The organism is Legionella cherrii, assembly GCF_900635815.1.
Classification (GTDB): Bacteria; Pseudomonadota; Gammaproteobacteria; order Legionellales; family Legionellaceae; genus Legionella; species Legionella cherrii.
The window spans coordinates 741333-757231 of the sequence record NZ_LR134173.1 but is presented as its reverse complement, the minus strand read 5'-3'; the positions used below and the strand labels follow the sequence as shown (position 1 = coordinate 757231).

The window sequence follows — 15899 nt, the reverse complement described above, 5'->3', positions numbered from 1 at the left end:
ATACATACAAATAGATCACAGGCTTAAAAAGAGCTTACAAACAAACTTATTTATTAATTAACTTATTGATTTTAATTAAATTAAGAAAGTTATCAACAAGAGATATAAGACATAATAATAAAAATAAATTTAAAAAATAAATTTAATTAAGTTATTAACAGCGAGCACATTTCAAATTAAAAAAAGAAAAGATACAAAAAATAATCAAATGCTAAAATTGACAGTAGAAAAAAAGTTCTCTATCATTGCCAGCCTCATAATTTATTAGCAGGTTCATCATGAAACGTACCTTTCAACCCAGTAATTTAAAACGTAAACGTGATCATGGTTTTCGTGAGCGTATGGCTACTCGTGCAGGTAGATTAGTAATTAAACGTCGTCGTGCTAAAGGCCGTAAGCGTTTGACTGCATAAGTGTTTGCATTTAAAAAAACACAACGATTATTAACTAAAAAAGATTATAATCATGTGTTTGAACAAGCAAAAAAAATAGTAACATCCGAATTTATCATTCTCTTTAGAGAGAATAATTTAGGTTATGCACGACTTGGGCTGGCGTTATCAAAAAAAGTGATAGCAAAAGCTCATGATCGAAATCGTATCAAACGGCTGTTAAGAGAAAGCTTTCGACAAGAAGAACTACCTGCAGTCGATGTGGTTTTTTTAGCAAGACAAGGCGTAGCAAAACAAACAAGTGCAAGTATAAACGCTAGAATGGGCAAAACATGGAAAAAATTAATCTCATGTTACGAAAAATAGTTTGTTTTCCCATCAAACTATATCAATATTTGATTAGCCCCTTGTTAAAGCCAAGTTGCCGATATTACCCAAGTTGTTCACAATATGCGGAAAGCGCTATCCAACAATGTGGCATAACCAAAGGTTTATGGATGGCTTTAAAAAGAGTATTACGGTGCCACCCTTGGTCACGCGGTGGTTACGATCCAGTACTCCCCAACAACGAGAATCATTGATGGATATACGACGTATTGTTTTATATATGGCGCTTGCGCTAGTTAGTTTATCACTTTGGAATGCCTGGCAAATAGATTATCCTGCTAAGCCTATGCCAACAGAAAATGCGATGAGCCAGGAGAATAGTGGCCAGCCATTGTTACCTCAAGTAGCTCCCTCTAATACCAATACATCAACTCCAACAACTCCAGTTGTTGAGCAAGCTAATAACAGCAATGCCCCATTAGTTCGTGTGAAAACAGACGTTTTAGATGTAAGTATTGATCTGCAGCATGGCGATGTAGTTTCTGGAAAGCTCCTTGATTATCCTCAAAGTGTGGATGAAAAAAATAAGCCATTTCTGCTGTTACAAAATCAACCTACCGAGCGTTATGTAGCGAACAGCAGTCTTTTCGTTCCTGCAGGACAGAATGTTCAGGCACTTAATTTTAATTTTACAACCCCAAAACAACAATACGAATTGGCTCCCGATCAGAAGCAATTAGTAGTGACACTTAGTGGAAAAAATGATGAAGGACTCGATGTAAAAAAAGAACTCATTTTTACTAAAGGCAGCTACCTCATTGAGGTAAATTACAAGCTTGTTAATAACAGCAGCACTAATTGGACTGGATATTTGAATACGCAGCTGTTACGTAGTTCACCCAAAGAAGACAAATCAAGTGTATTTCATGTTGGCTCATATACGGGCGCTTCCTATTCAGAACCAGGAAAACATCGTTATCAAAAAGTAAGCTTTAGTGACATGAATAAAGCAAACCTGGATGTGGACAGTAAAGGTGGCTGGATTGCCATGCAGCAACACTATTTTTTAACCGCGTGGATTCCAACTGCGGATACGAATAATAAATTTTATACACGAGCGGTAAATAATGATTATACCATTGGTGCTGTAAGCAACCCGATTACACTGAAACCTGCAGAGCAAAAAACGGTCAGTGCTAAATTATACGTAGGCCCAGAAATTACCAGTGTCTTAGAAAAGATTGCTCCATCGCTTGATCTTACCGTGGATTATGGAATTTTATGGTTTTTATCATCGCTATTATTCTCGGTGATGAAAGCGATTTATAATGTTGTAGGCAACTGGGGTTGGTCTATCGTTTTAGTGACCGTATTAATCAAGCTTGCCTTTTATCGTTTATCTGCTGCTAGCTATAAATCAATGGCTGGAATGCGTAAGTTACAGCCTAAATTACAAGCCTTGCGCGAGCGATATGGTGATGACAAAGCAAAAATCAGCCAGGCTACCATGGAGTTATACAAACAGGAAAAAGTAAATCCTTTGGGCGGCTGTTTACCGATCGTGATTCAAATTCCAGTCTTTATTGCTCTGTATTGGGTTTTACTGGAAAGTGTTGAGTTAAGACAAGCGCCCTTTATTTTCTGGATTAAAGATTTGGCTTCAGCTGATCCCTATCATGTATTGCCATTAATTATGGGGGCTACGATGCTGATTCAACAAAAATTAAATCCAGCGCCTCCAGATCCAATGCAAGCAAAAGTCATGATGTTTTTACCGGTATTATTTACAGGCTTGTTTTGGAATTTTCCAGCCGGTTTGGTATTGTATTGGATTGTGAATAATACTTTATCTATATTGCAACAATGGTACATTACCCGTAAATATTCTGATGAAAAACCTGTAAAAAAACTTGTTCCAGCTAAATAAATGTTTACAGAAACTATAGTAGCTATCGCTACCCCACCCGGAAGAGGTGGGGTAGGAATTATCCGGTTATCTGGACCACAAGCATATTCCATTGCTGTATTACTTAATGGCAATAAGACCTTAAACCCCCGCTTGGCAACTTTTTGCTCCTTTTACTCATTTACAGAAAACAATAAATCACTCTCATTAGATTCTTTAATTGACCAAGGGATTATGATTTATTTTAAAGCACCTCATTCGTTTACCGGTGAGGACGTTGTTGAAATCCAAGCCCATGGTTCTCCTGTTGTTCTTGATATGCTGACCAAAGTATGCATTCAACTAGGAGCTCGATTGGCACGGCCAGGAGAATTTTCTGAACGCGCGTTTTTAAATGATAAAATTGATTTAACTCAAGCAGAAGCAATAGCTGATCTAATTCAAGCCAGTTCACAAACTGCCGCGCGAATGGCTTTAAAGTCACTACAAGGTGAGTTTTCAAATAAAATTAATCAATTAAATGAAAAAATTATTCATTTACGGCTGTATGTAGAAGCGGCAATTGACTTCCCAGAAGAGGAAATAGATTTTCTTAATGACGGTAAAGTTGCCCTTTTATTACAAAATATTTTAACCGAATTAGAAGAGATACGAGCTCAAGCCAATCAAGGGGTGATCCTGCGCGAAGGGTTATCCGTAGTGATTGCTGGAAGGCCTAATGCGGGCAAATCCACTTTAATTAATTGCTTAGCTGGGCGTGATATAGCCATAGTTACCGAAATTGCTGGCACTACTCGTGATGTCATGCGTGAACATATTTTACTGGATGATATTCCCCTACACATCATCGATACCGCAGGGTTACGTGAATCGCATGATGTAGTTGAGAAAGAGGGAATTAAACGAGCATGGCAAGAACTAAAGAAAGCAGATTGTGTGTTACTTGTTGTTGATGTGAATGATTTAGAGCAGCATCATCATCTAACAAAAGAAATTAAAACCGCGTTACCTCCAGAAGTTCCCGTTATTACCGTATTCAATAAAATTGATACCTTGGGACATACTACGCAAATACACGATCATACCGTCTATATCTCTGCAAAATCTGGAGAAGGAATGGATGGTTTGAAACAATTGATAAAACAGGTTGTAGGTTATCAACCGAATGAGGGACACTTTCTTGCCAGAAGACGTCATCTGCACGCATTAGATGAAGCCAAAAAAATACTGTCTATTGGCCAACAACAACTGCTCGAGCATCGAGCTGGGGAATTGTTAGCCGAGGATTTACGTCAAGCACATCAAAGTTTGTGTGAGATCACTGGCGAATTCACTTCTGATGATTTATTAGGGTATATCTTTTCCAGCTTCTGCATTGGTAAGTAACGGTTTGCGGTGGAACTCAAGCGCTCACTCAGACTGAACTGCATGGCCCGTCAGCAAGGCTAGGTCTGTTTATTATTTGTGCTATTCTTATATGTAGAGCTTTATAAACGAGGTATTCAGCATGGCTCAGATAGCCGAAGGAGTAGCCAAGCAGATAGCAGACGATTCTTTAGACATAGTAAACGATGCCGCACAGATGTTACAAAATAAAAACGATAACCAATCTAATGATGACTCAAGCATGAGCATGGACTCCCCTTCAGGAACTAATTCAGATCTTATGGAGATTGCTTCAACTATGTTACCTGATAATCTGAATGATATTGTGCAATCTGTAAGTGGCGGGCAAAATCAATCACTAGCAGATAAAGGAGAAAATCTTCTTGAAGAAGGTGCTGACGAAGGCATGAATATGGGAATGTCATTCATAGAGGGAAATAAGTAAGCTGATTAGATTAACTCCATAGTACCAAACGATTTAATCGTGTTTCATGAGCGGTCGTTGTTCCAAGGCACGCTTATGAAATACCAAGAGTGTTATTGCATTGGAGATTTATTCCTTCAGGTGATGCCGCAATTGAATTGATTTTGATCATCCATTGGCAATGAAACCATTGTCTCAATAAAAAATTTTAAAAAGTTTTTTTCTTAATATTCTCGAAGACTTAGGTTGAATTTTAGTGCAAGTGGCTTGGGAATGGGATTTACAGCGTGCTTTCTTCTGTCTATGATAATTGTACGTAAATCAAAAGAAGAACCATTTATGTCACCACGAGGCGGAAAAAGACCAGGGGCAGGGCGTCCCAAGGGGGAGCCGACCAAAGCAGTTCGTCTTCCCCTATCTCAGCTTGTTGAGTTAGAGCAACTAAAGAATCGCGCGGCGTACCAATTGCCGGTATTTGCAAGCAAAATACAAGCAGGTTTTCCATCACCTGCCGATGATTACATTGAGGGGTATCTTGATTTAAATACCAAATTCATAAAGCATCCAGCTTCCACCTTTGTTTTGCAAGCGACAGGGGATTCCATGGTGAATGCCGGTATTTTTTCAGGGGATTGGCTTTTAGTCGATAGAAGCATAGAACCGTCCGATGGCCGTATTGTGATTGCTGCGGTCAATGGTGAACTGACCGTAAAGCACCTGTCGAAAAAGGCAGGCAAGGTACAATTACTCCCTGCCAATCCCAAATTTAAACCCATTGATATTACGGAAGAGGATGAAATGGTGATTTGGGGTGTGGTGACTTTAGTGCTGCATGAGCTTGTCTAACATGTTTGCATTAGTGGATTGCAATAATTTTTATGCCAGTTGTGAGCGCTTGTTTCGCCCTGATTTAAAGGATGTTCCTATCGTGGTGTTATCCAATAATGATGGATGTTGCATCGCGCGTTCGAATGAGGCCAAAGCATTAGGTATAGCCATGGGCGAGCCTTATTTTAAAATTAAAGGGTTGTGCAAACAGCATGGGGTGAAAGCCTTTTCCTCGAATTACACCCTTTATGGCAACATCAGTCATCGCGTGATGTGTACCATTGAAGAAAGCTGGCCGCATGTGGAAATTTACTCCATTGATGAAGCATTTCTTGATTTAAGTAGCTTACCCTTAGCCATCCATGATTCCTTTTGCGAACAATTACAAAAGAAAATCTTAAAACATACAGGGATACCTACTTCGATTGGTATAGGGCCCACTAAAACCTTGGCCAAGGTAGCCAATCATTTGTGTAAAAAGGTTTTTAAAATTCCCATATTTAATATTACCTCGAATCGTGAATCCTTATTGCAGCAGATTTCAGTAGGGGACGTCTGGGGGGTAGGACGGCAATGGGAAAACAAATTAATCGCGCGCGGCATTCATACTGCCTATGATTTGGCAACGACCAATCCTCATCTTTTGAAGAAGAGTTTTAATGTGGTGCTGATGCGGACGGCAATGGAACTGCAAGGAGTTGCCTGTGGTGGTTTAGAAGAGGTCGAGGCCAAACAAAATATTATGTCCTCTAAAAGTTTTGGACAAATGCAAACACAATTGGCTTCAATCGCGGAATCAGTCAGTAGCCATTGTGCCCGAGCGGTGGAAAAAATGCGTCATCAACATTTGGTGGCACAACGCATCGGTGTTTTTCTACATACCAATCGGTTTCGCGAAGATTTGGCGCAACATGTTCAATCCATAGAATTTCGTTTTATTAATCCCACCGATGATTTGCGCTTAATTACTAAAATCGCCAAACGATGTCTGCAACGTATTTTTAAAAGTGGATATTACTATAAAAAAGCGGGTGTATGTCTTCTGGACTTAATTCCTAAAAACCCACAACAGCTGGATCTGTTTCACCAACCATGTGAAGAGCAAATACAGGACGCGGAACAATGGATGAGTGTGTTGGAGCAAATCAACCAAAAATTTGGACGAAGCACCATTCGACTCGCAGCTGAAGGCTATTCAAAGCCTTGGGCGATGCGAGCAGAACTTAAATCACCTGCTTATACCACTCGATGGTCTGAGGTTCCTCTGGTTCGGGTGTATTAAAAGAGGACATCATGAACGAGCTAAAGGATAAAAATTCAATAAGAAAAATCATTCATATTGATATGGATTGTTTTTATGCCGCAATTGAGATGCGTGATTTTCCTGAGCTGGCCAATAAACCCATCGCGGTAGGAGGGGCTGCTGACCGCAGAGGGGTTATTGCAACGTGCAATTATGCAGCCCGTACATTTGGGGTACGCTCTGCCATGTCCACAGCACAGGCACTGAAATTATGCCGTCACCTTATTTTGCGACCTGTGCGCATGGACGTTTATCGAAATGAAAGCCAACATATTAGAGATTTATTTGCAGAATACACTGACCTTATTGAACCTTTATCTTTGGATGAAGCCTATCTTGATGTGACGGACTCACCTAATTGTAAAGGAAGTGCTACTTGGATGGCTCAAGAGTTACGGGAGCGAATTTATCAGACACGACAATTGACTGCGAGTGCAGGAATTGCACCGAACAAGAGTTTGGCAAAAATTGCCAGTGACTGGCATAAACCGAATGGGCAAAAAGTGATTAAACCAGAGGAAGTGGCTGCATTTATGATTGATTTGCCTGTACGCAAATTATTTGGTGTAGGCCCTAAAATGGAAGAGAAACTCAAGTCATTAAATATTCAAACCTGTGGTGATTTACAACATCATTCAATGGACTATTTAGTGAATGAGTTTGGCGTCATGGGGCAGAGGCTTTATGATTTAGCGCGGGGTGTGGATGAGCGACCCGTTAATCCTGAGCGTATTCGAAAATCGATTAGTGTCGAAGAAACTTATTTACACGATTTACCGGATGTGGAAGCCTGTTTGGCTGCTTTACCCGAATTAATGGTGCGCCTTGAAGCGCGAATCCAGCGAGCGGGAGAAATTCTTGGAATACATACTCTTTTTGTTAAATTAAAATTCAATGACTTTCAGCAAACCACAGTGGAGCGCGTGCATGACGGTCTCGATTTAAATATTTTATGCCAACTGATGCACGAAGGTTTTTTGAGAAAGCGTATGCCGGTACGATTGTTAGGCATAGGAGTCAAATTGAAGCAAGAGAGAATCCTTGAGGGGATTCAACTGGAATTAAATTTGGATGAGACACTATTTGAAAAGTAACTCGTAAGTTTTTCCCTGTTTGAAAAGAAATCATCGATTATAATTCGTTAAGCCTTAATGATTGTTTTATGATCCAAAAATCGCTCCAGGGATCTTTTTCTAATTGCTTTAAACGGGAAGGTAAGGTTTTAATAGTGAAACTATTGTCTGCTTTATTATCACTTAACTCATCCCATGACAGTGGGGTTGCAACAGGAGCATGAATTTTTGCTCGAGTAGAATAAGGTGCTATGGCTGTTGCTGTACGTTGATTACGTAAGTAATCTACAAAAATTTTGCCATAACGTTTTGATTTAGTCATTTTACTGATGTAACGTTGAGGGTTTAATTTTTCTAAAAATTGAACAAAGATGTGAGTAAATAGCTTTACTTCCTCCCATTCGTATTCAGGTAAAATTGGAATAACTATGTGTAACCCTTTGCCGCCACTACTTTTTACAAATGATTTTAATTGATATTGGATTAAATGGTCGCGAATATCGAATGCTGCAGTAACGACATCAGCCCAAGCCACATCTGGAGCAGGATCTAAATCAATAACAATAATATCTGGCTGTTCTAGATGATTAATGGTACTTCCCCAGGGGTGAATTTCTAAAACGTCCATTTGCACGAGACTTAATAACCCTTCTTTGTCATTTAAATAAATGTAGTATTCATGACCCTCGTCTGCAGGATCTTCAATGGGATGAAGAGCTTTTTTAGTTGCTTTATTATAATGGCGTTGATAAAAACATTTATTGTAATCTGAAGGGCAACGTACTAAGGTTAATGGCCTTAGAGTCAAATAAGGAAGAATGTAATCACTGACAGCTTCATAATAAGCCAGTAGATCGTGTTTGCTTATATTATCTTCAGGATAAAGAATTTTATCCGGATTGGTCATTTTAAATTGAGAATGGTTCTTGGTGGTTCCTGCCGCTTTTTCTTTTTTTACCCTTCGTACAGGAAGTTCAAGCTCACGCATGACTTCAGTAGCTTTTTTATCCAATCGCATCCCTTTAAAACTAGGATGCCGTAAAAGACCTTCTTTTGTCCATTCCGTAAATTCTACCTCACAGACCAAAACGGGGTTGAGCCAATGGGCCTGAGTAGAACCGGGAGGTTTGCTATTAAATGGATTAATTGGTGCTCTATTTGGGAGTAGAAGTTTATTGATATCATTCAGTGATTGAGTATTAAATCCTGTCCCCACATTTCCTGTATAATCCAATGTTCCATCTTTATTATATACCCCAAGTAACAGTGAACCAAAATGAGCACGTCCTCCTTTAGGGGAAGTGTAACCACCAATTACAAACTCTTGTCGTTTAATGCATTTAATTTTTAACCAATCTTTGCTTCGTTTAGAAAGATAGATGCCATCTACACGCTTAGAAATAATTCCTTCTAAGCCATGGTTACAAGAGTATTCATAAAGCTCTTTGCCTTCTGTAATGATATGGTCACTATAATGAAGGAGAGGTACATCAGCAGCAAGAACATTTTTTAAAATTGATTTACGCTCAATTAAGGTTAGCCGCCGTAAGTCGTAACCTTCAAAGTACAGTAAGTCGAAAAGGAAATAAATCAAAGGGGCTTTTTTTTTATTTTTAATGGAGCTTTGTAATAATTGAAAATCCGAACGTCCTTCAGCATCAAGGACGACTACCTCTCCGTCGAGAATGAGTTGAGCAAAAGGAAGTTGATTTATTGCTTCGGCAATCGGCTGTAACTCATGGGTCCAATCTTTATTATTGCGCGATTTAAGAATGACGTCTGCACCATTTTTAAAGGACAAAATCCGATAACCATCTAGTTTAATTTCATGAGCCCACTGGTTACCTTCAGGGGGCTCGTCAACTAAAGTTGCAAGTTGTGGTGCAATAAAATCAGGAAAATTGGTTTTTCTTAGATTTTCAGGTAAGAAAATAGTGGGTTTAATTTTTGTTTTTTTTTTCGTCCTTTGGGGCTTAACCGCTTTAGCCTCGGAATTTTGCCAGACATGGGTATAATGTTTAGCAATTTCCTCTATGGAATAGTTTGATTTTACACTTTTTGTTAGAATCTGGGTTACATCATAGTCTTGTTCTTCTTTGCTGTATTGATCTTCGTATTTAATCAAAAACCAATGTTTTTCGTCTTTAAATCGAATTAAGTCCCAGCGGCCATTTAATTTTTTAGCATGAAGATTAAAGCGCAAATGTCCTTTTTCATAGGCTGTATCAGGATTATCATCGAGTGGCTCCCAAGTTCCCTTATCCCATAGCATCACCGTTCCTCCACCATACTGCCCTTTAGGAATAATGCCTTCAAACGAGCCATATTGAATGGGATGGTCTTCGACGTGCATGGCGAGACGTTTGACTTTTGGATCAAGGCTTGGTCCTTTTGGGATGGCCCAACTTTTTAAGACACCATTCAGCTCAAGACGGAAATCATAATGGAGATGGCTTGCAGCATGCTTTTGAATTACAAACAGACGCGAATGCTCTTTGATAACCTTGCCTTTCGGTTCGGGAGTTTTAGTAAAATCTCTTTTTTTATGATATTGACTAAGTCCCATAACACAATTCCTTATTTTGCAGCACTCCTTTTGGTTGGAGAAGGTTTGTTCGATTTTTTCTTTTTCATGCTTTCTTTCAAAAGTGAAACAAAATCAACTACAGAATCATGGCTTCGAACTGCTTTAGACACTTTTTTACCTTTTTTGGTTATGTCCTTAATTTGTCCATCCAGCCATTTTTGCATCGTTTCGCGATATTCATTATGATATTTTTCTGGCTCCCAAGAGGTGCTCATATCATTAATTAAATCGACTGCCATCTTTATTTCTTTATCCGAAATTCTGTACGTTTTTATATTTTCTTTAGGAACATTAAGATCTTCTTCTGAACGGATTTCGTCTTGAAAATGAATAAGATATAAAAGGAGAGTATGGTCATGTGGAAGAATGATGCTCAAATATTCTTTGGTGCGTAATATGGTTTTGGCCACACCCACTTTGTTTGTTTTCTTTAAAGCTTCACGTAGAAGTACATAGGCTTTTTTATTTTTTCCTTCAGGAATTAAATAATAAGGTTTTGTAAAAAAGAGAGTATCAATATCTTTCATGTCGACAAATTCTTCGATATCAATGGTTTTAAAGAGCTCAGGACTCGCTTTTTCAAAAGCTTCTTCATTGACGATAATGTAATTACCTTGATCGTATTCATAACCTTTTACAATGTCATTCCATGGTACTTCCTTGCCCGATTCTTCGTCTACTCGTTGATAACGTACGCGGGTTTTTGTTTTGGAATTTAAGAGATGAAAGTGTATTTCATTTTTTTCTTCTGTAGAGACCAATGAAATTGGAATTGAAACCAATCCAAAAGAAATATCACCTTTCCAAATTGAACGCACCATCCTTAACTCCCTGATTTGTTCTCAAAAGTACATTTAGGAATAATAAATACTGTTTAATTATAGGACACAATGAAGTTTTATTGGAAAAAGAAAGGAATGGGATAGCTCAATTGATGCATTCTTATCTAATTATGTGATTGTTTTTTTTTATTAAAAATTATTTGTAATCGTGCGGCAATAAGAGGAGCCATCTATCAGTAAAATTGCCATTTTAAGTCCATTAAGTGAAGCCATTGTTGAGTGGCTAATTAAGCATGGAATGATTGTTAATTTTGTGCCTTTTTAAATGAGTTTGCTTCCCCAATTAAAAAGTCGATTTAAGCAGTGATAACATAACTTTTTCGAATCAAAGATGAGGGTTTAGCTGAATTAGACTCTAAAATAAGTGCATCTAAAAGAACATTCAAGGACCTAATGCAAGAGGCACTCCTCCTAAATGCTTCCTTATTTATTGGAATATTTTAATTTGACAAACAGTCACCTGTTATTAAGCTTATTTATAGACGCATGGCAAATTGCAATTCGTCTTCGATAGCTAAAGGGAGATTAGTGATGAATGACTTCAACGACAATGCAAAAGAAATTAAAAGAAAAGCGAGTGAACTTTTAAAAACTGCTAAAGAAAAAGCGGGAAATGCTTATTATGAAACGAAACCTAAAGCAGATGAATTAGCAGCACAAATTGGTAATACCGCTGTCGATTTGTATCAATCTGGGAAGCAAGAAATAAATAGGGCAGAAAAATACCTTGAAGATTCTATAGCATGTACTGCCCATTCTATCCAAAGAAAACCGCTAGCCTCTGTTCTTATCGCAGCCGGAATTGGTTATCTTTTTGCTAAAATTTTTAAATAGAATGAAAGTGAAAAATACGTTTATCTTCTTTAGTTAAAAATAAATGAAAAGAAATTTATTTATTATCGAATAAAAGAGGGGCAATGCACGCTATAAAAAATCATACAGAAAGATAGAAATACTAGCCAAATAAGTGGGTTGCTCCTACGCCTATAAGATTATTAAATCCTTGAAATTTTCCTGTTATGCGCTGATAAAAGGTCATATCCAGTGTGGTTTTAGTGTTAAACAGAAATATAATTCCTCCTCCTCCAGCGATTCCTAATGATTCATGCGCACTGGTTTTTGATTGCCCGACAAACTCTATGTAGGTACTTATATTTTTTAAAGTATAACTGACTGAAAAAATTGGATTTATACTTTGAAATTGCTGTCCACCTTGAATTAAAGGATCACTGAAAGTACTGATACCCATTTGAAGTTGCCAAGAAAGCTCATTGGTAAGTTTATTAGAAATCATCCCATTAATAGTAGCTTCTGAATGGGGACTGCCGAAGTTTTCATTTCCACTGGGAGGAGAAAATAATCCCTCTCCGGAAATAATCCAATTTTTGTTGTAATAAAACCTATATTTTATCCCCATCCAAAGGGGCGTTGTCCCAGAAAATGGAACTCTAGTTTGATGAATATAATTAGAGGGGGTAATCACAAATTCAGAGTTATTGGATAAGCCGACTCGCGCACTGAGCTCAGGACCATTTCTTTGTGTTCCTATGCCTATGAGTTTTTGATTTTGAAATCCTCCCTCAATGAGCAAGGTGTTTTTAGGGACGGTACAGGAACTATCAGAGAAAGAAGGTCTATTTATAATCGATAAAAGCATGTTGTCACCCTTGCAAGGATCTGCCTCTGCATAAACAATATAAGGGAAAAAAAATAAACTAAAAAATAAATTGAACTGGTTTCTCATCTTGGGTGATTTCTCTAGCTGCCACTCTTCATAGGGATAACTCTAGATTATCTAAATATGAGAAACTAGCCAAATTAAAATTAAAATACTTAATGGTACTCCCAATAAGCAAACGATAAGGTAAGGACTTGTCCCATCTTTAGGTATAAGATTGATGCGTTTGCAAAAATAATTATATTTAATTTTATTGATCACAAATTATAATCAATGGGGTCCTTCAGCAGGGAAGGTACTTTGGTTATCAGTATTAAATAATTTGAAGTAATATCAGAGAGCGAGCTTAATTGTTGCTCCTGGTGGTCATCAGCCACTATCTTAAACTGTAAAAGATTAATTTATCTCATCAAAAAAGAAGTCTCTATGAATTACTACTTATCATTCCTTTACTTTTTTGAAACATTTTTACCGTTTTGAAACATTATGATAAAAAAAGAAACAAAAAAATCTTGTCAAATGAAAAAACCAGTGGTACCGTATCCTAGAAATAAAACTCCCTGTATATTTTTTGTGAGGTTGCGATGGCTTTTTCAAAACAAAATGAGGCGTTTACTAACGATAAGATCCAGTTTTTCACGCAACTTCATAGGAATGAGATAAACAGTCTTCAGGATATTGAAGGCCGGGCTGCCAAGACCAGTTATTCCTTTATATTAGACAATCTAAAATCTCTTGAAACTGAATTCAACCTATTATTCAATGTACTGCAAAAGCAACGCAATGAAGATGACGAAAAGAACATCGCATTTTGGAAATATTGTTACTATTGCTGCACCCTTTTAGAAGCTTTTCATCAAGCATATTCACAACACAGCAAAGTCGAAAAATATAAAGAGATCAAAAAGAACATCTTAGACCGCCTCTTAAAAAGGACTAAGGAAGACGCTAAAAAGGAAAAGACGTTTCTCGAATCTTTGCGAATGAGCTTTAGTGATAGTTTTGATAATTTAAGGAAGGCACCAGCTCATTTATCACAAATCCGTGATTATGTGGCTTATTTAAATCTGTGCCGTGTGTATTGGGTTTTTTGCCGTTTAACTCTCACAAAGGGCTTTACTCTCGCAAAAGAGCTGCAAATTCTTGAAAAGCTGGATGCAATTCTGGGGACGCATACGGATGCTGATAAAATAATTGACTTTATTAAAGCACCTAATGGCGTATTGAATTATTTGAGCGTGGGTTTGTTTTTAATCCGCTTTGCAATCGATTTTGGTTATTTAGTGCAACACACGTGGTTTCCAACAGAGGGAGAAAAAAAGGATAAAACGACAGCTCTTGAGCGTTTTAAGTTTGAATTGCAAAAACGTCATTGTAACTTTGCGAATGACTTGGTATGGGCGACAGTAAACTTCATTACTAATTTTAACCATATTACCAACATCCCAGATCCTACGGCCGGGATAATTACAGCTGTCTTTTTAGGCTTTGACGTGCTCATGACTTTGCACAAATACAATTTGGCCCAAAGGGAGTATTCACTCAAGAAGAGTGAACTCAAGAGCCAATTGGATGAGTACAAATTAAATCCAAAAAAGTACTCAGGGATGGATTTAGAGCGGCATAAAGCAATACTTGAACTTGAACTTTCAGAGTTGGAAATTAACTGGCAAACAAAACAAGCAACTTTTTATTTTAATGCGGCTGCAGCTGCTTTATTGATGGCGGGATTTTCAGTCTCGCTGATGTTTACAGGACCAGGAATCGCTGTTGCTTGCTTTTTTGTTTGTACTCTTGCCGTCGCTATGTATCTTTCCTCTGATTCTTATTCGAAATTCAAGGAGAAAAGTTTACGTTTGGATGCGGCTAAAAATGGAACAGAGCTTCAATTAGCACTAAAAGAATACGAAGCGGCGCGCAATGATTTTATTTTTACGATGATCAAAAATACCGTAATGCCTACCCTTTTAATTGCTACTTTTGCGGTATGCTGGCCTGCAGCTATCGTTTTAACGGCGCTCTATCTCGGTTATGAACTTTACCATGCGTATGATCAGCATCACAGTACGAAAGCGCCATTAGCTTTGGATGGACCTGTTATCGACAGTTCGAGTGACAAAAGTACAATCAAAACGGATGAGGTAGAGGAGTATGAGGATGAGGTTGATATAGGCTGCTGTGCTTTTAATTAAGTTCGCCAAGCGGGCTGATTATCAGCAGGGCCCCACATCATCCCAAGTGGAACTGGGATGATGTGGTTCCAATCTACATGGATTTATTTTTTATCGCCAATGCTTTTTCATACAATTCGTTTTTACTGCCATTACTCAACTTACACGCAATGGCCACGGCTTGTTTCAGCGGCAACTCGCTGAGCAACACTTCCAGCAGTTTTTCCTGACTATCCGGTTCAGAAACAGCTGGGCGCGGAGGGATGAGCAAAACAAATTCACCTTTCACATGCGCTGGTTCGGCCAAAAGCCAGCTTTTGACTTCCTTGATAGTTCCTGAAATAAAGCGTTCAAACGTTTTGGTTAATTCTTTGGCAAGTACCATCTCGCATGGTTCACCAAAAATGTCACCCAAATCATCGATGCATTCAAGAATCCGATGGGTTGACTCATAAAAAATCAGCGTATGGGGTTCTGTCTTCAAAGATTCTAATTTAGTTCTCCGTGCCTGTTGTTTCGCTGGGAGAAATCCTAAAAAAAGAAAAGAATCACAAGGGATACCTGCAGCACAAAGTGCGGTAATTAATGCACATGCTCCAGGAACCGGGACAACCTGAATGTGATGTTGTCTTGCCAGTTTAACCAATAAAAAACCTGGATCACTAATTAATGGAGTACCGGCATCACTGATTAAGGCGACAGACTTTCCTAGTAAAAGTTCTTCGATAATGTGTTTGCTTTTATCATTTTCATTATGCGCATGCAGCGACTCAAGACTGTTTTTTATTCCTAAAGAGCTGAGTAGTTGTAGGGAGTGACGCGTGTCCTCCGCTAAAATAAAATCAACTGATTTAAGCACCTCTAATGCCCTAAACGTAATGTCCTCACGGTTTCCTATCGGAGTTGCAACGATATAGAGAGTTCCTCTGCCTGTTGCTAGTGAGTTAGTCATAGTTTATCCTCTTGCGTTATTGCTTATTCA

Annotated in this window: 15 protein-coding genes; 11 read left to right on the top strand and 4 right to left on the bottom strand. The window is 38.2% G+C overall.

Features of this window, described 5'->3' with window-relative positions; genetic code table 11:
* The first annotated feature begins 278 nt into the window (after positions 1-278).
* The 9 genes from rpmH to dinB all read left to right on the top strand — a co-directional run bounded on the left by rpmH (position 279) and on the right by dinB (position 7660).
* Positions 279-413, top strand: coding sequence for a 50S ribosomal protein L34 (gene rpmH / locus EL022_RS03225; RefSeq protein ID WP_019232681.1), 135 nt, complete (start codon positions 279-281; stop codon positions 411-413).
* Positions 414-758, top strand: coding sequence for a ribonuclease P protein component (rnpA, locus tag EL022_RS03220; RefSeq protein WP_028381443.1), 345 nt, complete (start codon positions 414-416; stop codon positions 756-758).
* A complete protein-coding gene (yidD, locus tag EL022_RS03215) occupies positions 725-973 on the top strand; it encodes a membrane protein insertion efficiency factor YidD (protein ID WP_081776887.1) in 249 nt (82 codons plus the stop codon). Before rnpA ends, yidD begins: the two co-directional genes overlap by 34 nt.
* A complete protein-coding gene (gene yidC, locus EL022_RS03210) occupies positions 973-2646 on the top strand; it encodes a membrane protein insertase YidC (RefSeq protein ID WP_028381444.1) in 1674 nt (557 codons plus the stop codon). The genes yidD and yidC overlap by 1 nt, the downstream gene beginning before the upstream one ends.
* A complete protein-coding gene (gene mnmE / locus EL022_RS03205; RefSeq protein ID WP_028381445.1) occupies positions 2647-4011 on the top strand; it encodes a tRNA uridine-5-carboxymethylaminomethyl(34) synthesis GTPase MnmE in 1365 nt (454 codons plus the stop codon).
* A gap of 121 nt (positions 4012-4132) precedes the next feature.
* Positions 4133-4456, top strand: a complete 324-nt coding sequence (locus EL022_RS03200) for a hypothetical protein (protein ID WP_028381446.1) — start codon at positions 4133-4135, stop codon at positions 4454-4456.
* Between the two features lie 318 nt (positions 4457-4774).
* Complete coding sequence (locus EL022_RS03195) at positions 4775-5281, top strand: LexA family protein (protein ID WP_028381447.1); 507 nt, start codon at positions 4775-4777, stop codon at positions 5279-5281.
* Positions 5268-6545: a Y-family DNA polymerase gene (locus EL022_RS03190; protein WP_028381448.1), complete on the top strand. Its 1278-nt coding sequence runs from the start codon at positions 5268-5270 to the stop codon at positions 6543-6545. The genes EL022_RS03195 and EL022_RS03190 overlap by 14 nt, the downstream gene beginning before the upstream one ends.
* A gap of 11 nt (positions 6546-6556) precedes the next feature.
* A complete protein-coding gene (dinB, locus tag EL022_RS03185; protein ID WP_081776888.1) occupies positions 6557-7660 on the top strand; it encodes a DNA polymerase IV in 1104 nt (367 codons plus the stop codon).
* A gap of 37 nt (positions 7661-7697) precedes the next feature.
* On the opposite strand, the gene ligD is transcribed toward dinB, so the two are convergent.
* Positions 7698-10205 carry a DNA ligase D gene (gene ligD, locus EL022_RS03180; RefSeq protein WP_028381450.1) on the bottom strand — a complete coding sequence of 836 codons (2508 nt, stop codon included), beginning with the start codon at positions 10203-10205 and terminating at the stop codon, positions 7698-7700.
* An 11-nt stretch (positions 10206-10216) separates the two neighbouring features.
* A complete protein-coding gene (ku, locus tag EL022_RS03175) occupies positions 10217-11047 on the bottom strand; it encodes a non-homologous end joining protein Ku (RefSeq protein ID WP_028381451.1) in 831 nt (276 codons plus the stop codon).
* Positions 11048-11599: 552 nt separating this feature from the next.
* Between ku and EL022_RS03170 the strand changes: the two genes are divergently transcribed.
* Complete coding sequence (locus EL022_RS03170) at positions 11600-11902, top strand: hypothetical protein (protein ID WP_035900984.1); 303 nt, start codon at positions 11600-11602, stop codon at positions 11900-11902.
* 121 nt (positions 11903-12023) lie between these two features.
* On the opposite strand, the gene EL022_RS03165 is transcribed toward EL022_RS03170, so the two are convergent.
* Positions 12024-12725, bottom strand: a complete 702-nt coding sequence (locus tag EL022_RS03165) for a transporter (protein ID WP_162151243.1) — start codon at positions 12723-12725, stop codon at positions 12024-12026.
* 605 nt (positions 12726-13330) lie between these two features.
* Between EL022_RS03165 and EL022_RS03160 the strand changes: the two genes are divergently transcribed.
* A complete protein-coding gene (locus EL022_RS03160) occupies positions 13331-14938 on the top strand; it encodes a hypothetical protein (RefSeq protein ID WP_028381453.1) in 1608 nt (535 codons plus the stop codon).
* Between the two features lie 73 nt (positions 14939-15011).
* On the opposite strand, the gene rsmI is transcribed toward EL022_RS03160, so the two are convergent.
* On the bottom strand, positions 15012-15869 hold the full coding sequence (rsmI, locus tag EL022_RS03155; RefSeq protein WP_028381454.1) for a 16S rRNA (cytidine(1402)-2'-O)-methyltransferase: 858 nt from the start codon (positions 15867-15869) through the stop codon (positions 15012-15014).
* Positions 15870-15899: the final 30 nt, after the last annotated feature.